19 protein-coding genes, 1 pseudogene and 1 CRISPR repeat array are annotated in these 22,993 nt (G+C 40.0%); of the genes and pseudogenes, 10 read left to right on the forward strand and 10 right to left on the reverse strand.

The features are described from left to right. Nucleotides 1-25: 25 nt before the first annotated feature. The 3 genes and pseudogenes from RSJ42_RS05965 (at nt 26) to RSJ42_RS05975 (ending at nt 2,702) form a co-directional block, all read left to right on the forward strand. Entirely contained in the window at nt 26-352 is a 327-nt protein-coding gene (locus RSJ42_RS05965; RefSeq protein ID WP_410509759.1) for a hypothetical protein, read from the forward strand. 297 nt (nt 353-649) lie between these two features. After that, nucleotides 650-1,306 carry a methyltransferase cognate corrinoid protein gene (locus tag RSJ42_RS05970; RefSeq protein ID WP_410509760.1) on the forward strand — a complete coding sequence of 219 codons (657 nt, stop codon included), beginning with the start codon at nt 650-652 and terminating at the stop codon, nt 1,304-1,306. 19 nt (nt 1,307-1,325) lie between these two features. Next, nucleotides 1,326-2,702 (forward strand): annotated as a pseudogene (locus RSJ42_RS05975) (monomethylamine:corrinoid methyltransferase). Nucleotides 2,703-2,841: 139 nt separating this feature from the next. Here the strand turns inward: RSJ42_RS05975 and RSJ42_RS05980 are convergent. Further along, nucleotides 2,842-3,087 (reverse strand): DUF2769 domain-containing protein, encoded by a 246-nt coding sequence (locus tag RSJ42_RS05980; RefSeq protein WP_410509761.1) that lies wholly within the window; start codon nt 3,085-3,087, stop codon nt 2,842-2,844. A 361-nt stretch (nt 3,088-3,448) separates the two neighbouring features. Between RSJ42_RS05980 and RSJ42_RS05985 the strand changes: the two genes are divergently transcribed. From RSJ42_RS05985 to RSJ42_RS06000, 4 genes are all read left to right on the forward strand, one after another. Next, a complete protein-coding gene (locus tag RSJ42_RS05985; RefSeq protein WP_410509762.1) occupies nt 3,449-3,601 on the forward strand; it encodes a hypothetical protein in 153 nt (50 codons plus the stop codon). Nucleotides 3,602-3,913: 312 nt separating this feature from the next. Beyond that, nucleotides 3,914-4,750, forward strand: coding sequence for a hypothetical protein (locus RSJ42_RS05990; RefSeq protein ID WP_410509763.1), 837 nt, complete (start codon nt 3,914-3,916; stop codon nt 4,748-4,750). A gap of 174 nt (nt 4,751-4,924) precedes the next feature. Further along, nucleotides 4,925-5,758 carry a hypothetical protein gene (locus RSJ42_RS05995; RefSeq protein ID WP_410509764.1) on the forward strand — a complete coding sequence of 278 codons (834 nt, stop codon included), beginning with the start codon at nt 4,925-4,927 and terminating at the stop codon, nt 5,756-5,758. A 442-nt stretch (nt 5,759-6,200) separates the two neighbouring features. Next, nucleotides 6,201-7,088, forward strand: coding sequence for a hypothetical protein (locus tag RSJ42_RS06000; RefSeq protein WP_410509765.1), 888 nt, complete (start codon nt 6,201-6,203; stop codon nt 7,086-7,088). 444 nt (nt 7,089-7,532) lie between these two features. On the opposite strand, the gene RSJ42_RS06005 is transcribed toward RSJ42_RS06000, so the two are convergent. Further along, nucleotides 7,533-8,510, reverse strand: a complete 978-nt coding sequence (locus RSJ42_RS06005; RefSeq protein ID WP_410509766.1) for an MBL fold metallo-hydrolase — start codon at nt 8,508-8,510, stop codon at nt 7,533-7,535. 448 nt (nt 8,511-8,958) lie between these two features. Between RSJ42_RS06005 and RSJ42_RS06010 the strand changes: the two genes are divergently transcribed. Next, complete coding sequence (locus RSJ42_RS06010) at nt 8,959-10,224, forward strand: tetratricopeptide repeat protein (protein ID WP_410509767.1); 1,266 nt, start codon at nt 8,959-8,961, stop codon at nt 10,222-10,224. A gap of 30 nt (nt 10,225-10,254) precedes the next feature. Here RSJ42_RS06010 and RSJ42_RS06015 read toward each other — a convergent pair whose 3' ends face one another. Continuing rightward, nucleotides 10,255-10,386, reverse strand: coding sequence for a hypothetical protein (locus RSJ42_RS06015; protein WP_410509768.1), 132 nt, complete (start codon nt 10,384-10,386; stop codon nt 10,255-10,257). 329 nt (nt 10,387-10,715) lie between these two features. On the opposite strand from RSJ42_RS06015, the gene RSJ42_RS06020 reads away from it, so the two are divergent. Next, nucleotides 10,716-11,060 carry a hypothetical protein gene (locus tag RSJ42_RS06020; protein ID WP_410509769.1) on the forward strand — a complete coding sequence of 115 codons (345 nt, stop codon included), beginning with the start codon at nt 10,716-10,718 and terminating at the stop codon, nt 11,058-11,060. Between the two features lie 275 nt (nt 11,061-11,335). Here the strand turns inward: RSJ42_RS06020 and RSJ42_RS06025 are convergent, their stop codons facing one another. The 7 genes from RSJ42_RS06025 to RSJ42_RS06055 form a co-directional block, all read right to left on the reverse strand. After that, nucleotides 11,336-11,506, reverse strand: coding sequence for a hypothetical protein (locus tag RSJ42_RS06025; protein WP_410509770.1), 171 nt, complete (start codon nt 11,504-11,506; stop codon nt 11,336-11,338). A 258-nt stretch (nt 11,507-11,764) separates the two neighbouring features. Then, nucleotides 11,765-12,247, reverse strand: a complete 483-nt coding sequence (locus RSJ42_RS06030; protein ID WP_410509771.1) for a hydrolase — start codon at nt 12,245-12,247, stop codon at nt 11,765-11,767. Between the two features lie 512 nt (nt 12,248-12,759). After that, nucleotides 12,760-13,341: a hypothetical protein gene (locus tag RSJ42_RS06035; protein ID WP_410509772.1), complete on the reverse strand. Its 582-nt coding sequence runs from the start codon at nt 13,339-13,341 to the stop codon at nt 12,760-12,762. 344 nt (nt 13,342-13,685) lie between these two features. Beyond that, nucleotides 13,686-13,958 (reverse strand): hypothetical protein, encoded by a 273-nt coding sequence (locus RSJ42_RS06040; protein WP_410509773.1) that lies wholly within the window; start codon nt 13,956-13,958, stop codon nt 13,686-13,688. A gap of 35 nt (nt 13,959-13,993) precedes the next feature. Then, nucleotides 13,994-14,200: a hypothetical protein gene (locus tag RSJ42_RS06045; protein ID WP_410509774.1), complete on the reverse strand. Its 207-nt coding sequence runs from the start codon at nt 14,198-14,200 to the stop codon at nt 13,994-13,996. A gap of 300 nt (nt 14,201-14,500) precedes the next feature. Continuing rightward, nucleotides 14,501-15,067 carry a plasmid pRiA4b ORF-3 family protein gene (locus RSJ42_RS06050; RefSeq protein ID WP_410509775.1) on the reverse strand — a complete coding sequence of 189 codons (567 nt, stop codon included), beginning with the start codon at nt 15,065-15,067 and terminating at the stop codon, nt 14,501-14,503. A 164-nt stretch (nt 15,068-15,231) separates the two neighbouring features. Further along, on the reverse strand, nt 15,232-15,813 hold the full coding sequence (locus RSJ42_RS06055; RefSeq protein ID WP_410509776.1) for a hypothetical protein: 582 nt from the start codon (nt 15,811-15,813) through the stop codon (nt 15,232-15,234). A 73-nt stretch (nt 15,814-15,886) separates the two neighbouring features. Next, nucleotides 15,887-20,723: direct repeats of the CRISPR family, unit length 37 nt; unit sequence GTTTCAATCCTTGTTTTAGTGGATCTTGCTCGCGAAT. A 605-nt stretch (nt 20,724-21,328) separates the two neighbouring features. Between RSJ42_RS06055 and RSJ42_RS06060 the strand changes: the two genes are divergently transcribed. Next, nucleotides 21,329-22,960 (forward strand): ABC transporter substrate-binding protein, encoded by a 1,632-nt coding sequence (locus RSJ42_RS06060; RefSeq protein WP_410509777.1) that lies wholly within the window; start codon nt 21,329-21,331, stop codon nt 22,958-22,960. Nucleotides 22,961-22,993: the final 33 nt, after the last annotated feature.

The raw sequence follows: 22,993 nt of genomic DNA on the forward strand, positions 1-22,993 counted from the left end.
ATGAACATGATATCCGTTGTTTAAGGTGTTTTTCGGATTAACTGTACCTGCAGCATGGAAAGAAGCCGCAACAGGAGGAAATAGTATTAACGGGAACTCAGACATCAAAGGAATTTTGAGCCTTTTTTCCGGGCTGATTAGCATATTTCTTTCTCTTTCTTTCTGGCTCGGAACAGGCAGCCTGTTCCTTACATCCTTTGCTATACCTTTTGCCCTTGCAGGGATTGTCCTTGCCCGATCCCGCCTCAAAAAAAGACAGGATATAACTGCACAGGCAGGACTTACAGCAAGTGTATTTGGTTTTTTGTTGAATATTGCATCATTCATCATGTTTCTTGTAAATTTCAGGTGAGCCTTTTTATAGAAAAGCCTGATTGCCATACTTTGCGCTTTCTGCTGACCACTTTTTAATTTCTCAGGAAAACTTTTTACCTGCAAGTTTATTCTGTTTTTGTTTTATAAAAGTGCCAAATATTATTTGTACTTGAATCCATTTTCGCGTATTTCAAAGGAATAAATCTTATATAGCAGCTCAATTCAATAGTAAACTATTTATATTTGAAATGGGTAATGAGATTCCGCTGTCCGGAAAGCAGGTAGATTTCCTGTACCGGGAAAGAAACGTGAAACCGAAAGAAGTGATGACGGGATGACAGATATCGAAATTTTTGATAAGTTAACTAACGCGATCGTAACTCAAAATATCGTAGTATGTGCACAAGTAACTCAGGAAGCCCTGAATGCAGGAATTCCGCCCCTTGACATTATCACAAAGGGCCTTTCCCCAGGAATGAAGATTATCGGGGATAGGTTCGAAGCTGCAGAGATCTTCCTGCCTCAGATCATGATGTCCGGAAAAGCCATGAGCAGTGCAATGGAAATCCTTACTCCCGAACTTGAGAAGACCAGGGTTGAAGGAGAAGAAGGAACAGGTCTTGCAATCACCTTTGTTGCAGAAGGAGACATTCACGATATCGGCCACCGCCTTGTTACAACCATGCTCGGAGCAAACGGGTTTGACATCCTTGACCTCGGAGTAGATGTTCTCAATGAGACCGTTGTTGAAGAGGCTGCAAAGCATAAAGGGCATAAAGTCATCCTTGTTGGGTCAGCCCTTATGACCACCTCCATGCTCGGCCAGAAAGACCTCATGGACAGGCTCAGGGAAGAAAACCTCAGGGACAGCGTAAAATGCATGTTCGGAGGAGCCCCGGTCTCTGACAAATGGATCGATGAAATCGGCGCGGACGCAACCGCAGAAAACGCTGCAGAAGCTGCAAAAGTTGCACTCAACATAATGAAATAACCCTGGGAGGCAAAAGCATATGACGTTCAGAAAATCATTCGACTGCTATGAGTTCTATGACAGAGCAAAAATAGGAGAGAAGTGCACCCAGGACGACTGGGACCTTATGAAGATCCCAATGAAAGCAATGGAGCTCAAGCAGAAATACGGGCTCGACTTCAAAGGAGAGTTTATCCCCACAGATAAGGACATGATGGAAAAGCTCTTCCAGGCAGGGTTTGAAATGCTTCTTGAGTGCGGTATCTACTGTACCGACACCCACAGGATCGTAAAATACACCGAAGACGAAATCTGGGACGCAATCAACAATGTCCAGAAGGAATTCACACTCGGTACAGGCAGGGACGCAGTAAATGTAAGGAAGAGAAGCGTAGGCGACAAGAGGAAGCCAATCGTACAGGGCGGTCCTACCGGGTCTCCGATTTCAGAAGAAGTATTCATGCCTGTCCACATGAGCTACGCTCTTGAGAAAGAAGTGGACACTATTGTAGACGGTGTCATGACATCCGTCCGCGGAAAAGCCCCTGTGCCAGGAAGCCCGTATGAAGTCCTCGCAGCAAAGACAGAAGCACGCCTTATAAAGCAGGCATGCGCTATGGCAGGACGCCCGGGAATGGGCATATAGGGCCCAGAGACTTCCCTGTCCGCCCAGGGAAATATATCCTCTGACTGTGTCGGAGGCCAGATCTCATCAGACAGCCACGAAGTCTCCCAGCTCAACGAGCTCAAGATCGACCTTGATGCAATAGCAGTAATAGCACATTACAAAGGAAACAGCGACATTATCATGGACGAACAGATGCCAATCTTCGGAGGTTACGCAGGCGGCATTGAAGAGACCACGATTGTCGATGTTGCAACCCACATCAACGCTTTTGTTATGAGCAGTGCAAGCTGGCACCTTGACGGCCCTGTCCATATACGCTGGGGATCAACAAACACAAGGGAGACCCTGACTATTGCAGGATGGGCATGTGCAACTATTTCGGAGTTTACTGACATGCTCTCAGGAAACCAGTACTACCCATGTGCAGGCCCGTGTACTGAAATGTGCCTCCTTGAAGCTTCAGCTCAGTCAATTACGGACACGGCATCAGGCAGAGAAATCCTGTCAGGTGTTGCATCAGCAAAGGGTGTCGTGACTGACAAGACAACAGGTATGGAAGCAAGGATGATGGGAGAAGTAGCAAGGGCAACTGCAGGTGTGGAAATCTCAGAGATTAACAGGATCCTTGATAAGCTTGTTGCACTTTATGAGAAAGACTATGCTAAAGCACCGGCAGGAAAGACCTTTCAGGAATGCTACGACGTAAAGACGATTACCCCAACTGACGAATATATGCAGGTCTACGACGGAGCAAGAAAGAAGCTCGAAGACCTGGGACTTGTATTCTAAAAAAAATTACAGGTCAACTGATACGGGCTCTCATGCCCTGATCAGTTATTTCTCTGCGACTTAAATTACCGGTATAGTTTCTTTCTTTTGATAGTTTCTTTTTTGAAAGTGAAATGGTTTAAGAAAAGAAAGCTATTATTTATTTTTCTCCCGATTCATTAATACAGTAATATGAATCGCTGAACCCGACTCTTTTCGCAACAGGACACCCAGGGCATATACAACCTTTTTCTTCGCTTATGTATCTGCTTTTCGGTATTGTATCAAAGCAAAACCCGCCTTTCTCCCCGCCTTCAATCCATGAAGGGCAGTCAGGGCAGATACACATCTGTGTGACAATCTCTTCCTGTTTTTCAATCGACGGAATACGCATTGCCTCTTCCATATAGTTCCCCTGTTCAGAATCTCTTATTTATCCGCTGTAATATTAGGCTTTATTTTTTAAAAATATCTGTCTCGCCCGATTTCCGACTCGCCCGATTTCCGACTCGCCCGAGTCCCGCCTCGGGAGGACGGGGTCCTTTTCGCTTTGCTCAAGAGGACTAATTTTTGGGTTAAGATACCCAAGTTCCGTCTCGGGAGCCCACTGTCCTTTCCGAGGTACACTTCGAGATTGCATGAAATCTTCTATTTCATGGATTGCAATGTAATCGCAACAGTATGCAGTCCTTTTCGCTTGGCTCAAGAGGACCAGTTTAAAACCATAGAATAATCCGAGTTAAAGAGGACTGAATTTAGATAAAGCGATGGGTCTCGAGAAGAGGCGCCAATTTGCAGGTTGTGGCATTATACTTGGCTGGAGTGGGGTAAGATTGGAAAAAGGTGAAGAAAGTAGTTGCTCACGAGTCATGGTTAGAAACGGACAGGAAGAAGGGATGAAACCTATCCTTCTGGAGTAATCGTTTCGATTCTCGTGTGTGTGTGAAATGAGGCTTTGATTTACTCGTAAGCAACCGGTATCTTACTACCGTATAATTCTATTTATAGATTTCGATAGAGAAGAGATTTACTTTTTAGATATTTTTAATAGTAATGTTAGAAAGGATCAGGCAATTATTTTTTTTATGAACTGGAAAGTAGAATTTGTCAGTACCTTATCTATTCCTGTTATGAAAAAGCTAATATCCTCTCATATCTATACTTAATTAAGAGAGAATCTGGGGGCATAAAGGATTCTACCACTTGATGAGCATGAGGCTCTGGAGATCGGGTTGGCTTCGGTAGACGAGAAAGATGAAGCCGGTGTAATCGAGATCCTTTACTACCTGTCAGGGCTTGCAGCCAGATATGCAAACGAAGGATTGGAAAGTGATACTAAAAGGCTGATCGAATACATAAAAAAGATAGGGATAGCGTCGGCTCTTGCCGGGCAGGAAACGGTCGTTACAAATACGATTCTACTTTTTTCCCCTGTCGCAAAAGAGGCTTGCAGGCAGGGGATGGAGAACGCACTTGTATGTATCGCGCTTGCACTTGGGGAAATCGGAAAGGCGGCGGCAGGGCAAAAAATGGAGGGTCCGGCAAAAACTGCAGCTACATGCCTGGGAGAGATGGGAAATACCCCAGGCTTTACAAAAACCAGAAAAGAAATAATTGCAGTCATTTTCGCTCTTGGGGAGATTGGAAAAAGCTTAACAAAGCAAAGTTTGGGAGATGTTGCAAACAGTACAGTAACTTTACTGGGGGAAACAGGAAAAGCTGCAGCAAGTCAGAAATTCGAAGACGCAACATTAAACGTTGAGTTTCTGTTGCAGGAAATAGGAACCGGGGCTATTGAAAAAAACCTGCAAGAAACTGCCAGTACCAGTGCCCGTCTACTTGGGGATATTAGTAGAGTTGCTGACAGACAGGGGCTTGAAAGAGCATTACTCCAGGCAGTATATTCGCTTGAGGCAATAAAATTTGATGCGGAAGACCGCTATCTTATGAGTGCGTCCATTATTGCTGAAGTGGCTCTCATGCGTTTTGAGAGTATGGATCTCGATAAACTTGAAGAAAAAGTTAATGAAAGTTTTAGAGGGAAGAGAAGGCTTACTTATACTGATTAACAAGTTTCACGGACTGACAAGTTTCTCGAGTCCTGGTGAAATTTTCAGGGCAAAAATCCACAGAGACCTGGATTGTACAAAAACTACTTCTGCAAAAGAAGAGGGTTGAACGGTTAGTGTTTTCTCATATAGATTACCTTTCCGGAAATACGAAATTCAAAAGGGGTGTTCAGAATGTCTATTTTAAATGAAGCCAGGGCAACAGACATTGGCTTGAGCTCTGTAAAGGATAACAATGAACTGGGAGTATTGAGATCTATTGACTATTTAACAGAGCAGGGAACAAAATACATAAACAAAGGGCTTGAACCTGATGCAAAAAGAACCATTATCAGTATAAGGGATATTGGAAATGCTGCAGTCCTTCAAAGAATGGAGCTTGGGGTTCTGATCTCCCTGGTCTCTCTGGGAAGAATGGCCGAGGTTGCCAGAGAGCAAAGAATGTTTAACACCGGTTTAAGTATTATTTATTCTCTCTGCGCTGTTGGAAAGTCCGCAGTTGGACAGGAGATGGAAGCAGCGGTCAGGATTGCGGTTGCCTATCTGGGGGAGATTGCGAACTCCGCGTCGCTCCATAATCTTGAGAGGGAGTCTCTTGTATCTTCTCTTGCCATAGGGGCCATAGGAAAAGAAACATCCAGACAACAGACTATAAGGGTTCCGGAGAATGGGGGACTTTTTTCTTCCGGACCAGGCATTCTTTTATCTATCCAGGGAATGGAACTGTCCTTCCTTTCAGAAGAGGTAAAAAATAATCTGATGCAAATTACTGAGCACAGGGGAGAGATTCATCCCTTTCGGCACACGCCTGTCCTGCCTGACTACCATTTGTCAGATACAGAATTCAAAAATTTTGAGAATATAATTATGAAGGCTTCCAATGCACTTGGAACCATAATGCTTGAACCTAAAGAAAAATTCCTGGTCAGCTATATGCTTGTAACAAAACTTTCTATTGAAACTTTTAATGGTTCAGAATACATTCATGAAGCTGAGTCCTTTGAATAAGTGAAATTGCTCTGAAATAAGGTCCAACCTGCAGTTCAGTTTCATCCATAAATTTAATTATCATTATTCGCTGGAATCCGGTTTTTTTACCCTTAAGTTCAATTGGCACTTTTTTGCAGGAATCCTGCTTCAAAGAACTTATTACTTATCTTTTTGCCTGCTGAAAGAGATATTTTGAGACTCAACGACAGCCTCAACAGTTAAGAATTTATTCAGCGAATAATCTCTATTACAAAATAGCAATCATAATAATCTCCCGATTTCATAGAGTAAGCCAGACAATATCCTGCAATAGTCATATCAAATTCAATAGTTTTATGCCATATAAAAGATTTAAACTGATACTAAATGGCATAACATGTACATAATGGCTTCAGGAATATGCAGGAAAAAGACGCTTCAATCATAAAATAATGTATACTGACAAAAAGGGGCAAAAAGAATGATCACATTAAACGAAGCAGAGGCTGTCGATGCAGGTTTATCGTCGGTAGAGGAAAGAGATGAGAGCAGAGTTTTTCAGGCCCTTGATTCACTTACCGGAATTGCAGAAGATTTCGTTTCTGAAAACGAAGAAGAAGATGCTGCCAGGGTTATCCTGTCGATTTCTGACATTGCACAGGCAGCTGCACAGGAAGGTATGGAACTTGTTGCAATTAACTCAGCCCTTGCCCTGGGAAAACTCTCAAAGGCAGCTGCAAAAAAAGGATACAGGTCAGCTCTGAATAAGGCAATAATAGCAACAGGAAAAATCGGGAAGTCAGCAGCTTCCAGTTCACTTGAAGCAGGCTCAAAAGTAGCCGCCACAACGCTGATGGAGATCTGGAAGCTTTCCTATCCTGATGAGAAAGATAGGGAAGAAATGATTGCGTTTTCCCTGCTCCTGAAAGATATAGGAGCCGCTGCAGCGTCACAGGGGATGGAAGAAGCTCTGCTTAATGCAGTAACCTGTCTTGGAGAGGTTGGAAAAAAAGAAGCAGAAGAAAGTCTTGAAACCGAAACTATCAATACCCTTCTGTTACTTGAAGAAATAGGCGGAATTGCCGCAGAAAAATACTTTGATGAGGCTCTGAGTTCAGTAGCTCTTTCGATCGAAGATACAGGAAAGCTTTCTTTAAAGAAAGGGATTCGGGAGGCTGCACTCCAGAGTCAGTGGGCTCTTGAGACTTTAAAAATACAGGCTGAAGAAAAATTCCTGGAGAATTCTCCTGTTGTCATAGAAATGGCCCTTGACAGCTTTAAATTTACGGATATCAAAGAAACCGAAGAAAACGTAACGAGACTAGAAGAGATTAAGGAACTGCAGAAAAAAGTGTATTCGAGTCTATAAAGTAAAGACTTTAAAGCCTGTTTTTCTTTTTATATTCCTTACCAGGAATTATTCTTAAAATAGTATCAAAAAATTATGCTGGTAGGGGAAAGGTAAGGAGTGGAACCCTTTCCCCTGCACGGAGGTTGTGTAGATGGTGCTCTTAAGGGTAAATATGCCATAAACCCGTAAGAGTTATTATTCATATGATATATATTATACATGTAATGTATTTAACTTTTTTCCTTAAATTTAAATGTTCGGCTGCTTTGACTAATTATTCTGATAACTTTTCAGTTAACGGAGTATATAAAACATATAAAAAAATTCACGACTATATAAAATCATTAATATAAAGGAAATTCGATTCCCGGATTTAAAAAGTTAATTTTAGATTCAAAAACTTATAAAAAATTCATCTTTGTAAAAACTTACCCGAAGCAATAATTTTCCTGCTGCTTTAATTTAGATATCTGAACCAAAAATATAAGTCGTACCGACAGTATTAAGCAAAAACTGTTCCGGCATCCTTTCAGCAAACTGGTTTATTGCTTTCCAGCCAGTGCAGTGCATTGGCACGATATAGTCAGGATTAATTCTTTTCATTTCATTAATTGTAGGCTGGATAACAGGATCAAATACCTGCCCTGTAAGGTGGAACCCGCCCATAACTGCGTGAACGCGGCCAGTGCCTGTAATTTTCTTTGCGTATTCTACTGTATTGATAATCCCTGCATGGGCGCAGCCGCTGATAACAACAAGCCCCTTGCCTTTCAGTTTTATTACAAGTCCCTGGTCGTCCCTGAAGGGGTCAGTTACCCATTTTCCATCAATTTTAGCCTCAGCCCATGGAAATCCCTTCTCGAATTCGATCTTACGCTCAATCTCCCCTGTTGTATGGATGAGACCGTTAGCAATCGGGAAAACTTTTTCGGATTTGATGATAAGGGCTCCTGAGTCTTTTATAGCTGTTTCGTCAAGTGCAGGAACATTAGCCGGGTGCCCGATTGCAGGAATATTCAGCCTGCGTTCAAGAAAGGCATCCGGATGAAGAATAAGCGGAACCTGTTTATTCTGTTCATTACTTACAAATTTCAAAAGCTCTTCAAGCCCCAGAAAATGATCAGGATGCCCGTGACTCAGGGCAACAGCTTCTATCCTGCCGAGGTCCACCTTCAGAAGCCTGGAGTTGCCAAAAAGGCAGGCAGGGGTTACGGCTGCATCCAGCAAAACGGTATGCTTTTCATTCCCTGCATAAACTTTGATTAAGCAGGAAAGCCCATGCTCTGCAAGCAGGATTTGCGGAAAAGGAACCTGAGGTCTTCTGTATACGCCTGTCCTTTCCACCAGAAGCATATCCGTATAATTATCCACAAGAATTGTTACTTCCAGCCGGTCAGCTTCGCGGATGCTCAGTTCACTTATATCACTCGCGTTACTCATAATAAGCGCCTACAACTTTGTTTACCTGACCGTTTTTTAATCAATGCTACATATGATTTGTACAGACTTTATAGCGGGAATCTTAATAAGTTTTTCAAAAATATCTTTATCGTGTAAGCAGAGATTAACAAAAATCAGAGATTCTTTACACCCTGAAAACGGGCTTACAGGTTCGAAAAGAGTAGTTTTTCAGGTTTAAGGGATGATAAAAGTAATTTTGCAGATCATCGGGATATTTATTTGAAGTCCCAAAATATAAAGTAACAAAGCGTCAGGATTCTCATTACTTAAAATAGGTTGACAGGATCACCTTAAAATAAGATAAGGGAATTTGAAGCAAGATTTCCCGAAGAAAAAACCATATTTTTCCGCCCATCCGGGGAGGCAGGGTGTGTAATGATTTTTCGCGAAAAAAGTTACTCTAAACCAATTACATGGGACAGATATTATGGCAAATGACTCTAAGGCAAATGATTCTAAAAAAAATACAGGTAAGACAGACAAATCGGGTAGAACGGGCAGAAAAGGGCAGACAGGTAGGCCAGACAAAACAAACAGAGCGGGTAAAGCTGGCAGCACAGGCAGGAAAAGTGAAGGTAAGGTAGGTAAAGCCAGTGAGACAGCCTATGATCGACTAAACAGAGCCCTAAAGCCATATGAAAAAATCCTTGAAAAAAATCCAGAGGATACAGCCGCATGGGCAGGAAAGGGTTCAGTATATCTAAAGCACAGGATGTATAAGGATTCCCTGAAAGCCTTCGAAAAAGCACTCGAGATAGAACCCGGGAACCCTGCTTACCTTTATGAAAAAGGCTTCGTGCTTTTGCAGCTCAACAGGGATGAAGCTGCCCTGAATACTTTTGACAGCCTGCTTGAAATAAAACCGGACAGCGAAAAAGCCTGGAATCTCAGGACTTCAGTTCTTTGCAGGCTTGGGCAGCAGGAAAAAGCTCTTGGAGCTGCGGAAAAAGCCCTTGCTTCCAATTCCAGACTCGCAGGCGCATGGCACGCAAAAGGCTCTGTACTTGCTGATCTTGGCAGATACGAAGAAGCAATAGAAGCTTATGATTCCGCCCTTAAAAACAACCCTGATATGGCGAGAGCCTGGGAAGGAAAAGCTTTTGCTCTCTACAGCCTGGACAGGCCAGTTGAGTCCATAATAGCCTACGAATCTGCTCTTAAAATAAATCCTGACAACGCAAAAACCTGGGCAGGAAAAGCGATGGTCCATCTCAAATTGGGCAAGTATAGGAAAGCGCTTGAGCCTTGCAACAAAGCTATCTCGATAAAGCCCGATTTTGCCGATGCCTGGTACTGTAAAGGCCTTGCTCTTTCGGGGATGGATAAGAATGAAGAGGCTCTTGGAGCTATTGAGAGAGCCCTCAGGATCAATCCGGAACACGCCGACGCCCTGAAAGCCCGAAGCGCAGTAAGTTCCAAGCTCGGAATTGACCTTGATGAAGATGAAGAAGAAATGGAAGAAGAAAAGCCTGCAAGAAGGAGTGTTTGGACAAGGAAAGAGCCAACAAACGAGATACTGAAGAGAACCGGAGTGCAGGGAAACGGGCAGAGAGAAGATAAGAAAAAGAAGAAAGAATGGACAGGAAAAGAGCCGAAAGAAAAAGGAAGCCGGGAAAATAAAGGTCTAAAGAGAGAGCAGAAAGGCAAAGTAACCAGGAAAAATATTGGAAAAAGAAATGAGGAAAAGGGATAATATTCCATATTTTTACGTGCTGGAAATGCATTACCGGCTAAATGCAATTACCTCAGGGAGTCCGCATTCAATAAATACCTGAGCGAGAGTTTTTCCAAGATGTCCGGCTCCAATTATGCCAGTTGTATAATTAACCGGAAGGATCTTACCTTTCCAGGCCATGCAAGAACCTCTTTTTATTATGGATAGAATTAAAGAGCTGGAAGATTATCCAAATGAGCCCTGCTCTAATAAGCTGTTTCAGGGCTTGAGATTTTTCAGAGAGCTTATTCAGAGGTTACATCGAAATTGTTTACATAGAATTGATAATTGTTTCTAAAACTGCAGGCAATTGTAAGTTCATATTATTAACTTTCCATCTTTTTTTATACTTATTCATTCGTACCGACTCCTTTAGATAGGTTTTTATAGTATGAAGTTTCTTCATCCCAAAAAAATTGGTCCGATATTACGGGTTTGTAAAAGTAACTTAATAATCTGAAGGCAATTTCATGATCCAAAACGTCACTCAAATATATGAAATGACTCGTTCGGTAGTAAATCCTTTAAGACACGGATTGAGTACTTTGTTAAGCACTTTTAACCATATGGAATTCAATAAGCCTCTTTACTGCTTCACTCTGCCTGGTTTCATTCTTATGGCAGGAGGCCTGCATATGAGCCTTGATCTTGCACTAACTTCTTATCCTGCCGGGGGTTTTGATATTGAGTCTGCGGTATGGATATTCTTACTAACTTTCATAGGAGTCTTTATGTCTTTTGCAGGAATCCTGCTTCATTCGATAACCGGGTTAATCAGATATAAAACAAAAAATGCTAAAACAAAAAAATGCTAAGAATATAGAAAAAGTATAAGAAGGTACGGAAGAAGTTACATACTTTCAAGAGTTATGATATCTTTATCGAATTGCCATAAATACTTTAAAAATCAGGAAAGCTAAAACTAGGGGTAATAGTAAGCCTGATTATTATCTTAATAAAAAAAGTAGGTTTAATATTAAATTATATTCGACGAATTTTCAGTTTATATTCGACGTATGTCCAATTCATACTCGATTTATATTCTATTTATATCAATTTATATTCTATTTATGCCCAACTTATATTTGATTTAATATCTTATCGGGCTAGAGCCGTATCTCGTACCTGTTTTTCTTTCCTCTTCTACTTTTATTTTATGCCAGCCAGAACGATTCTCTTTCTTACGCATAGCCTTTTTTACAGCATAAGCAAGCCCTGTTGTTGCGAGGACAAAACCCACTACTTTGATACTTGTATACACAATAATTCACCCCAACTTATTATTGCATCTGATTATTTATGAAGGTACGCAAACAGGCAGAAAGTCATTATACAGTAAATGAATAATAAACATTAATCTGATGCAGGTTCTAAAATATTAAAAAATATAGAAAAAATATTGAAGAAATATAGAAAAAATATTGAAAAGATTAATTTTAATGTTTTGAGATTTGAAGTATTCTGAATAAATAGTCTGCAAGCTGGCAATATTATTGCTGAAAAATGTTGCATTTAGAAATTATTGTACTTCGGCAACGATAACAACGTAGTTTTTCCCGTATTTTTCAGCACAGGCAGGGCATGTTGTATACCACATGTACCATTTTTTAATTTCCTTTCCCTGGCTTTTTGCGTATCCTTCAAAGTCCGCACACCATTCTCCTGTTTTTTCGAAATTTCCTTCATAGGCTTTTGTCAGGAACTTTCCACTCAAAGTTACGTTTTCAGCCCCTGCTATCTCTCTATCAACAGCCAGATAAAGATCCATATTGCTTTCTGAGGTGTGGTCCGAAAGGCAGAGCCAGTCAGGCATGTCGGCGCCAGTCCGGATGGCTTTTTCGTTCATCCTTGTAATTACCTCTCCAAAATTCAGAGGTGCGTAAAACTGTGTCGTGACTGAATCTTTGATGAACCTTTTATTGTTCCATTCAAGGACTTTTCCATCCCAGAGGGCGGGATCAAAACGGGGGCAACATTCAGGAGTTTCGAGTTCGCTGGTCACAAATTTCACCCTGACAAATAATAGCTTTTGAAGTTATTTTAGGCTTTGGTTTCAACATTATTTAATTTCAGCCGAATACCCTGAAGTTGTTCAAAATCTGGAGACCGATAACTGGAATTATATAAGAAACAACAGCTGTGAGCAATTTCATTTTCCTTAACTTGTTTTCAAAAAAGCAGTTTTTACCACTCTTTTGTTAAAAAAAGTAGGATACTGGTCTTGAGATAATGTCCTTGTAAGCTTTTCAGGCCCAGAATGATAATATGCAGGAATATATTCAAACCACAATTTCTCATTTCCCAGATAAAACCTTATTTTTGCATCAAAAGCAACCGGAAGATAATTATCACTACTTCTCGCTGGCTCGATCCTTGTTTTAATGGACTTTGCTCACGAATATGTCTTTTTAATTATTTCATCGGATAGTCCTCTTAACCAAGTTGATCTTCCTGAAACCAGATCACACATTTATAAAATACTCGTCAGCTGGAATTATTTTCATGACTATCAATTTAATAGTAAATGATGATTGATTTTACTATTTTACTTTCATTATTAAAAGATCCACGGTTATCTAAATATCTGCCCTTAAAAGAATCATTTAAAGTTAGGTTAATTTGTTTATCACCATTTAAATCATGATTAATTTCTGATCCGGTACAATCTACAAAAACTAAACCTTTATCAGTTGTATTGAAAACATTGAATGCATGAGTAGCCCTTAAATTTTTAAATTTAACTTCAACCAGGCCACATCTTATTCCCTGTTTTTCAGCATTATTATGAACCGTTTGAGCATAGTTTACGCAGTTCCATTTATTATTAACATATTTTGTTTTATCAGTTTGATCTTTAGAAATGAATTCTAAAACTTCATTATAAGGTACATTCTCTGCACTATCATTATTGATAAACATTAAATTTCCATGATAATTAATATATTTAAAATTATTATCAATTTCATATTCTATACTATAATTATCTTCTAAACGCTGTATCGGTATTATAGTATAGTAATTTTCAATCGTAGCCAATGTATTTAAAAAAATCATAATTATAATAATCATTAGAATGAAACGTTTTGTAATTTTCATACTTCAATCCTTTTTTTAATGGATCTTGCTCTGGAATTATATACGGTTTAAATTATATAAAGTTTAGTATGATGTTTCAAGCCCTGTTTTAGCGGCTGTTACCGTTTTAAAGGCTATTTTCCCTGACATTCAGCAGATTATTAAGTAATTTCAAATCTAAAAACCAATATTAAACATCTTATTGTGCTCGAACTGTCTAATCTTCGAAACATCCCTGTTTTTATTCTGGTCAACAAATAACTAAAGTTTTAATAAGAGCAGTAATTTATAATTTTTTCATTTTTCCTGATCTATTATTTAAGAAAAGTTTAGTTTTACTGCTCTTTTAACACAAAAGAAGGATACTAGTCCTTAGCTAATGTCCTTGTAAGCTTCTCAGGCTCAAAATCATAATATGCAGGAATATATTCAAACCCCAACTTCTTATTTTCCAGATAGAACCTTATTTTTGCATCGAAAGCAACCGGAAGATAATTCTCATTATCTGCGGGCATATCCCTGTATAGCAGTTGCTGTTCTTTCAAGCTTAACTGCCTATTTTCGAGCTGCAAATTATAAACTCCGTGAGCAATGCCTTCCATTGTATAGTCACGGACAGTCGATGAGACCTGCCTCATTATTCCGGTTATTGCTGAGGTACTTTTGTGTTCTGCTAGCTCGTACCGAAATACGCTTTTACACCATTGAAATCTTTTTTAACTTTACCCCTTCTCTCATCAGAAGCCAGAAAATATATCTTTCCGCAGGTAACAGTGGTCATGTCGAACCGAAAACCGTGCTCGGATTGTACCAGGTTTGAAAAAAATATTTCATCGGAATAAACCCCTTCCAGTTTGCCTTCTTCAAGCTGATAAATCACTTTAGCCTTGACAAGTTTTCTATCAATCGCGTGATTCTTTAGAAAACCGACTATTTTTTCTCGGCAGTGCTGGAATTCTGGTGGTATTTCCCTTCTGGTGGTACTGCATTCATAAAAATCTCACCTGATTTCTTTGACTAAAAAATAATCAGCCTTATCGTTTATCTGATTATATTTAACAGCGCCTTATGTTTTAACAGCTCTTCAAATCAGGTATCAGAAGGAAAATAGGAAACAGAAAGGAAATAGAAAAAAATCCCTTAACCTGTGGCGTATCTCCAGGCCAGGAAGTATTTCGGTTCAGAAAGAAACATCTTTCGGGTCAAAGTATTCGGGATCAAAACCTTCTCCCAGCCATAACACAGTGTCTTCATATTCCTCATGCTCAGGATCTTTAAGGATCTCCAGCATCTCTTTATAGCCCCATATCCCCCCGCTGTCTTCCGGAACAGCTGCCCTTTTTCCTGCAGTACAGATGGGATACTCTACCCCCTCTTTTCGAGGAAGGATTTTTTCAAGCCTGACTTTTACCTTCCAGTTGTCCCCGAAATCGTAGGTGTATAGAGCCTCCTTGTTTTCCAGCGTAAAGTAGTTAGAGAGTTTTGTTTGCTTTTCCGGTACGATAGGCCCTCCAAAAGCTTCAAAATCATCTCCTTCAGCCCCAATTTTGTCAAGCATACCAGTCTTCGGGTTTACCATCTCGAATTCGTGCAGGTGATAATCTTCCCAGTCCATTACAGCCTGGATAGTCTTATGAAGATCAAGAAAAGTATAATTTTCCGGCACCTGGATTCTCCGCCAGATCTGAGGAGTAATGCCTTTCATGGAAAGCTTCAACTGGTAAACCTTCTCGAAAGTATTTTTCATGAATAATTCACCAGAATAAATTATTTGAGTTTCCCTATTTCAGGTTTTGGGGGTTTTTATCCAGTTACAGCTTCCGGTCAGAATTCCTGAAAGAGAACGGCTTCTTTACAGGCAGATGTCTTCTTACAGGCGGGAAGATTGAAATCCTTTTAATAATTATCGCTTTAAAAATAAATGCTAATTGATTTTGCGATTTTACTTTCATTTTTAAAAGATCCACGATTATTTAAGTATCTACCTCTAAAAGGTTCATTTAAAGTTAAGTTAATCTGTTTATCGCCATATAGATTGTAATTATTTTCTGATCCGGTACAATCTATAAAAACTAAACCTTTATCAGTTGTATTAAAAACATTAAATGCATGAGTAGCCCTTAGATTCTTAAATTTGACTTCAACCAGGCCGCATCTTATTCCCTGTTTTTCAGCATTATTATGAACTGTTTGAGCATAGTTTACGCAATTCCATTTATCTTTAACATATCTTGTTTTATCTGTCTGATCTTTAGAAATGAATTCCAAAACTTCATCATAAGATACATTTTTTGCACTATTATTATTGATAAACATTAGATTTTCGTGATAATTAATATATTTAAAATTTTTATTAATCTCATATTCTACACAATAATTATTTTCTAAACGCTGTACAGGTATTATAGTATGATAATTTTCAATCGTGCCCAATGTATTTAAAAAAACCATAATTGTGACAATCATTAGTATGGAACGTTTTGTAATTCTCATATCTCAATCCTTTTTTCAATGGATCTTAATCAAGAATTACATACAGTCTAAACTATATAAATTTTAGTATAAGGTTTCAATCCTTGTTTTAATGGATCTTGCTCGCGAATAACTCCGCCGTATTTGAATCTTAAAAAAGGTTGTGTTTCAATCCTTGTTTTAATGGATCTTGCTCGCGAATCCATCCTCAACTGTACGGGTTTGTGTACCTACTAAAGTTTCAATCCTTGTTTTAATGGATCTTGCTCGCGAATCATCGGGATAATAAACGTTTCGAATAATACGGTATAGTTTCAATCCTTGTTTTAATGGATCTTGCTCGCGAATCTTATCAATATCATCAGAGGAGAAAACATCGAAGGTTTCAATCCTTGTTTTAATGGATCTTGCTCGCGAATTTTCCATCCTGGTAAAAGGTCAGGGGATCCACTGAGTTTCAATCCTTGTTTTAATGGATCTTGCTCGCGAATATCTCCTAATTACGATAGGATCACCTGAAGCCACGTAGTTTCAATCCTTGTTTTAGTGGATCTTGCTCGCGAATTATTTGATTGTGAGAGATGATACAAACGAACCCATGATGTTTCAATCCTTGTTTTAGTGGATCTTGCTCGCGAATAATTTAATTTGCGGAAACTATTTATATCATAACTTCGTTTCAATCCTTGTTTTAGTGGATCTTGCTCGCGAATTCAGGGCTGAGAGATGACGCAGGGACATTGAAGTTGTTTCAATCCTTGTTTTAGTGGATCTTGCTCGCGAATGGAGAGCTCGAGAAATGGAAGCGGGAAGTCAGAAATGTTTCAATCCTTGTTTTAGTGGATCTTGCTCGCGAATCAGCTCTCCTGCGTTGATTCTTTCCTGGAAGTGGTGTTTCAATCCTTGTTTTAGTGGATCTTGCTCGCGAATCAGGTGTTAAGAAATACCTGCCAGATGGTTCTACAGTTTCAATCCTTGTTTTAGTGGATCTTGCTCGCGAATACTCCTTCAGCGCATCCAGGGGATTTGGTTTACTGGTTTCAATCCTTGTTTTAGTGGATCTTGCTCGCGAATAAAAAAGAAAACGAGGATTAGACCCCGTTTTTATACAGGTTTCAATCCTTGTTTTAGTGGATCTTGCTCGCGAATATCTTCAGACTACAAAAGCCCATGCCAACGCTCTCCGGGGTTTCAATCCTTGTTTTAGTGGATCTTGCTCGCGAATATGAAAAAATCCTTCTTCATAATCCATCATTCCATGATGTTTCAATCCTTGTTTTAGTGGATCTTGCTCGCGAATAAATAGATGTCGAGAGAATGGAAAATCTTGTATTAGGTTTCAATCCTTGTTTTAGTGGATCTTGCTCGCGAATTAATTCGGACGATTTCGCTATTGGTGTAGCAGTATGTTTCAATCCTTGTTTTAGTGGATCTTGCTCGCGAATTTGGAAACTATCGTTCCTGTATTATTATTCCCACTGTTTCAATCCTTGTTTTAGTGGATCTTGCTCGCGAATCAATGATGTATCAGGCTGATACACTCCCAGGAGCTTTGTTTCAATCCTTGTTTTAGTGGATCTTGCTCGCGAATCATCTGCACAACAGACACCGCCGTCAGCAAGAGTGTTTCAATCCTTGTTTTAGTGGATCTTGCTCGCGAATTCTGACTTTTACCGCATCCCGGGTCACCAACCATGTTTCAATCCTTGTTTTAGTGGATCTTGCTCGCGAATAAAGAAATAAAAACCAAATTCCCGGAAAGATTTTAGTTTCAATCCTTGTTTTAGTGGATCTTGCTCGCGAATTATGAAATCCAGGCTTATATTCTCAATGAACTCTTGTTTCAATCCTTGTTTTAGTGGATCTTGCTCGCGAATTCCTGAAGCACATACCATAACCTCCCAGACGAACACCCGTTTCAATCCTTGTTTTAGTGGATCTTGCTCGCGAATGCAAGAAAATTATCTGAAATGAGTGGATATCCAGTATGTTTCAATCCTTGTTTTAGTGGATCTTGCTCGCGAATCTCATTACACCTATCACAAAATTCTTTGTGTTTTCGTTTCAATCCTTGTTTTAGTGGATCTTGCTCGCGAATTTTGGCTTCACGGTGAATCCTTCGCTACCAAGTTCTTGTTTCAATCCTTGTTTTAGTGGATCTTGCTCGCGAATAAGCATCACCCATTTTTAGGTGAGCGTTAATTACAGTTTCAATCCTTGTTTTAGTGGATCTTGCTCGCGAATAGGATAAGGGAACTTGAAGAAGGAAAGGAGAGTGAAGTTTCAATCCTTGTTTTAGTGGATCTTGCTCGCGAATCAGTATGACTGGTGCCCGTACCCTAGATGTCCGTCTGAGTTTCAATCCTTGTTTTAGTGGATCTTGCTCGCGAATCTCAAAATTATACATTACTATGTTCACCCTGCATAGGTTTCAATCCTTGTTTTAGTGGATCTTGCTCGCGAATATATCCATAAGCCGGATATAACCTATCTGTAACATGTTTCAATCCTTGTTTTAGTGGATCTTGCTCGCGAATAACGAGAAAGGCAGTCTTCTCGGTCTGCTGCTGTTGTTTCAATCCTTGTTTTAGTGGATCTTGCTCGCGAATATACTATTAAAGCTAATTACTTACTATGGCAGCACAAGTTTCAATCCTTGTTTTAGTGGATCTTGCTCGCGAATGTCTGTTAAGATTGTAATATTTCCTCTCGTAGTTTGTTTCAATCCTTGTTTTAGTGGATCTTGCTCGCGAATCTCCTATATTATCCGCACCCGGTTTTATTACATGGGTTTCAATCCTTGTTTTAGTGGATCTTGCTCGCGAATTAATATTTTGGGCTATAGATCCTGGTACACGTTTGGTTTCAATCCTTGTTTTAGTGGATCTTGCTCGCGAATACGATTGTAAAAAGATTTTGACAGAATATTGCCAAGTTTCAATCCTTGTTTTAGTGGATCTTGCTCGCGAATTTTAATTTGACAGTTGCATCCAATAACTCAGGAAAATGTTTCAATCCTTGTTTTAGTGGATCTTGCTCGCGAATTCTTCGCCTGGACCCCAAGCATGTAACTGATCCATTTGTTTCAATCCTTGTTTTAGTGGATCTTGCTCGCGAATAACTAATCGGTGAAACACTTACCCCAACCGAATAGTTTCAATCCTTGTTTTAGTGGATCTTGCTCGCGAATAGTAATCCGGTCATATACTACGTTTGACATTTAGAGTTTCAATCCTTGTTTTAGTGGATCTTGCTCGCGAATCAGTTAAGAGGTCTTTGGTGTCTGGGACATCTAAAAGTTTCAATCCTTGTTTTAGTGGATCTTGCTCGCGAATATAACATAGCCGCCCCGATCTCAGCGACAAGCTCTTGTTTCAATCCTTGTTTTAGTGGATCTTGCTCGCGAATAAGAGGGCATGAGATAAACTCCAGAAGTGATCTTGGTTTCAATCCTTGTTTTAGTGGATCTTGCTCGCGAATGGGGAGTGGTTGAGGTTTCTGGGGTAGTTTCTGGTGTTTCAATCCTTGTTTTAGTGGATCTTGCTCGCGAATTCAAAAATAAAAGATATTCTTTGTTTTGCAGCCGTGTTTCAATCCTTGTTTTAGTGGATCTTGCTCGCGAATCCTTCAGCCTTAGTATCAATCCCCTGGTCTATAGTTTCAATCCTTGTTTTAGTGGATCTTGCTCGCGAATTAACAGCAACTAACCCCGCGGGGAATGACGTAGAGAGTTTCAATCCTTGTTTTAGTGGATCTTGCTCGCGAATAGAGAAAGATATGATGCTACTGTGACAGTATATGGTTTCAATCCTTGTTTTAGTGGATCTTGCTCGCGAATATAAAGCAACCTGGGGAAAGCAGGAAGCTGTAATGTTTCAATCCTTGTTTTAGTGGATCTTGCTCGCGAATCTATAGGTGCTGTTGGTGCGTTTATTGTAATTTTCGTTTCAATCCTTGTTTTAGTGGATCTTGCTCGCGAATATTCAAAAAGTTATTGATATTGTTCGTACAGAGTGGTTTCAATCCTTGTTTTAGTGGATCTTGCTCGCGAATAGTTTGGAAGGTTTGGCACAACTTTTCAAACTCTAGTTTCAATCCTTGTTTTAGTGGATCTTGCTCGCGAATTAGATACGATAGAAAATTCTGTAAGTTACAAAGGGTAGTTTCAATCCTTGTTTTAGTGGATCTTGCTCGCGAATAGGATGGCAGTTGAAAATAAGAGGAGGTGATTATTATGTTTCAATCCTTGTTTTAGTGGATCTTGCTCGCGAATACGAAGATGTTTATCATCAGCAGTGTACTCAGATCCGTTTCAATCCTTGTTTTAGTGGATCTTGCTCGCGAATCACTGGAAACAGGTAGTGAGGTTGACGGCATAATTAAGTTTCAATCCTTGTTTTAGTGGATCTTGCTCGCGAATGTCTGCATACCTGTACAAGCCTTTTTCTTTGTTAAGTTTCAATCCTTGTTTTAGTGGATCTTGCTCGCGAATTGTATTTCAGTTGTTGAATATATCTTCATAATATCACCGTTTCAATCCTTGTTTTAGTGGATCTTGCTCGCGAATATGCACTGGATCTTTTTGCAGTTACTGTTTTAATGTTTCAATCCTTGTTTTAGTGGATCTTGCTCGCGAATGAATGAAAAGAAAGGAAGGAGAGTGAATAAATGTCGTTTCAATCCTTGTTTTAGTGGATCTTGCTCGCGAATCGCGCCTCATCGGAGGCAACGATATAAAAATCAGTTTGTTTCAATCCTTGTTTTAGTGGATCTTGCTCGCGAATTGTTTCTAGCAGTATACTAGGAATGAATGAAACTGAGGTTTCAATCCTTGTTTTAGTGGATCTTGCTCGCGAATGGAAAAATGAATAATGCGGTTATGTCGCGGCTCTTGGTTTCAATCCTTGTTTTAGTGGATCTTGCTCGCGAATAGGGCAAAAATTTCCGTTATTTGGCCAGAAAAGGCCTGAAATGAGCCCTTTTTTGGGGGATGGAATTCTTGCTGGAAAATTATCAAACCCTTTATAAATACAAGAAAAAAGGGGTTTTTTAGTAATCTGGAAGCATCTGAACTTATGCATTTCTTTCTATTAAACTTTTGTTTTTAAATTGCTTAAACAATTTTTGGTTTTGAGTTTAGCTAACTGAGTTATGCCTTTTGGTAATTTCTTGAAACATCGCATTTCAGGCTCATTTTCGCTCGATAACGCTTGTAATTAAACATCTTCGGAACAAAAAATTGTTTTTAGTCTTAACTAAAATAAGAAAATGGTTATTTTTGTAACACGTTTTTTTCGGAAAGTATATATAGCTAAAGTAGTTTAAAGTATCAAATCATAATAATTGCTTAAAAAGTAATACTTTAGAAGTGGTTTTACGAAATTTAGTATTATTTGAGGTAAGCGTTCCGCCCAGTACAATACTGGTTCAGGGATTACTGTTAAAGAATTTAGATTTTAAGTTAAATTACAATTTAGGAGGAGTTTCGATTAAGAAAAACCAGCAATATTTGCTCATAGGATCACTAATCCTGATTATGGCAGCATTTGCAGTTATCAACTCAATGTCCAGCCCTGCAGCAGATTCCGAATTCATTGGTCCGGATTTCCGGGCTGCCGGAGAAACGGGATCTCAGGGCTCTGAAGAACTGAATTCTCCGGCATCTGAAGAACTGGTTGTAGCCGTAGGGACCCATGGAGGAGAGCCGGAAACAGGATTTAACCCGATTACCGGATGGGGAAACAGCAGGGAACCTCTTGTCCAGAGCACACTTTTCAAAAGGGACAGTAAGGCAAATCTGATCAACGACCTGGCTACAGATTATACTGTTATCGATGATGGACTTAAGTGGACCGTTACAATAAGGGACGACGTTAAGTTTCATGATGGAGAGCCTTTAACAGCCAAAGACGTGGCATTCACATTTAACACGGCAGCAAATACAGGTGGCAGTATAGATTTATCTATGCTGGAAAAGGCGACAGCAACCGATGATTATACCGTTGAATTTGAGCTGAACGACCCTCAGTCTACCTTTATCAATAAACTGGTGGCTCTTGGCATTGTCCCTGAACATGCTTACAGCGCTGAAACTTACGGGTCCAATCCGATAGGTTCGGGCCCATACAAATTTGTGCAGTGGGACAAAGGGCAGCAGGTAATCTTTGAAGCAAATCAGGATTATTACGGACAGGAGCCGTACTTTAAAAAGTTAACAATGCTTTTTATGGGGTCGGACTCTGCTTTTGCAGCAGCAAAGGCAGGACAGGTCGATCTTGCTGAAATTCCGGCATCTTATGCCAATCAGGAAGTAGATGGGATGAAAATCGTCTCTCTCGACTCTATTGATGCCCGTGGAATCAGCTTCCCGATGAATCCGAATACTGGCAAGAAAAATGAAAACGGCTATGCAACTGGAAATAACGTAACTTCTGACCCTGCAATAAGAAAAGCCCTGAATATAGGGATAGATAGGCAGGCACTGATTAAAGGGGCCCTGAACGGACAGGGAAAAGAAGAATTTACAGGCGTGGACAAACTGCCCTGGGGTAATAAGGAAGCTATCTTCGAAGACGGAAATATAGAGGAGGCAAAGAAAATCTTAACCGAAGGCGGTTGGGCTGATACTGACGGAGACGGCATTGTTGAGAAAAACGGATTGAAAGCCGAATTTACCCTCCTGTATCCCGCAAATGCACAGGAAAGGCAGGCATTAGCGGTTTCTGTGGGTGAGGAAGCTAAAAAACTGGGTATAAACATTAAAGTTGAGGGCAAGAGCTGGGATGAAATTTACTCCCTTTGCTATTCGACTCCAAATGTCTGGGGTTACGGATCACTGGACCCGACTGACGTATACTTAAGATACTATAGTAAGAGCTACGATCCCTCAACCCGTAACAACGTAATAATGTATAACAATTCTGCTGTGGACAACTACCTTAGAACAGCCATAACCAGTCCTGACCAGGAAACAGCTAATAAAAACTGGCAGCTGGCTGCATGGGATGGGACAACAGGATTTTCCGAAAAAGGGGATGCTTCCTGGATGTGGATGGCGACCATTAATTATGTCTACATAATGGATGAAGACCTGGATATCGGAACTCCAAAAATACAGCCCCATGGGGCAGATATCTTTGGCAGCATCCTGGAATGGAAACGGGCATGAGATTAAACAGGGATTTGAGTGAACATCTCAGAT

The organism is Methanosarcina hadiensis (genome assembly GCF_046529725.1).
GTDB classification, from domain to species: Archaea; Halobacteriota; Methanosarcinia; order Methanosarcinales; family Methanosarcinaceae; genus Methanosarcina; species Methanosarcina hadiensis.

Bases quoted from the DNA above. Each gene is read 5' to 3' on its own strand.
- RSJ42_RS05970 (WP_410509760.1), top strand. From the start codon at position 650: ATGACAGATATCGAAATTTTTGATAAGTTAACTAACGCGATCGTAACT.
- RSJ42_RS05980 (WP_410509761.1), bottom strand. From the start codon at position 3,087: ATGGAAGAGGCAATGCGTATTCCGTCGATTGAAAAACAGGAAGAGATT.
- RSJ42_RS05985 (WP_410509762.1), top strand. From the start codon at position 3,449: ATGGGTCTCGAGAAGAGGCGCCAATTTGCAGGTTGTGGCATTATACTT.
- RSJ42_RS05995 (WP_410509764.1), top strand. From the start codon at position 4,925: ATGTCTATTTTAAATGAAGCCAGGGCAACAGACATTGGCTTGAGCTCT.
- RSJ42_RS06000 (WP_410509765.1), top strand. From the start codon at position 6,201: ATGATCACATTAAACGAAGCAGAGGCTGTCGATGCAGGTTTATCGTCG.
- RSJ42_RS06005 (WP_410509766.1), bottom strand. From the start codon at position 8,510: ATGAGTAACGCGAGTGATATAAGTGAACTGAGCATCCGCGAAGCTGAC.
- RSJ42_RS06010 (WP_410509767.1), top strand. From the start codon at position 8,959: ATGGCAAATGACTCTAAGGCAAATGATTCTAAAAAAAATACAGGTAAG.
- RSJ42_RS06015 (WP_410509768.1), bottom strand. From the start codon at position 10,386: ATGGCCTGGAAAGGTAAGATCCTTCCGGTTAATTATACAACTGGCATA.
- RSJ42_RS06020 (WP_410509769.1), top strand. From the start codon at position 10,716: ATGATCCAAAACGTCACTCAAATATATGAAATGACTCGTTCGGTAGTA.
- RSJ42_RS06035 (WP_410509772.1), bottom strand. From the start codon at position 13,341: ATGAAAATTACAAAACGTTTCATTCTAATGATTATTATAATTATGATT.
- RSJ42_RS06040 (WP_410509773.1), bottom strand. From the start codon at position 13,958: ATGAGGCAGGTCTCATCGACTGTCCGTGACTATACAATGGAAGGCATT.
- RSJ42_RS06050 (WP_410509775.1), bottom strand. From the start codon at position 15,067: ATGAAAAATACTTTCGAGAAGGTTTACCAGTTGAAGCTTTCCATGAAA.
- RSJ42_RS06055 (WP_410509776.1), bottom strand. From the start codon at position 15,813: ATGAGAATTACAAAACGTTCCATACTAATGATTGTCACAATTATGGTT.
- RSJ42_RS06060 (WP_410509777.1), top strand. From the start codon at position 21,329: ATGGCAGCATTTGCAGTTATCAACTCAATGTCCAGCCCTGCAGCAGAT.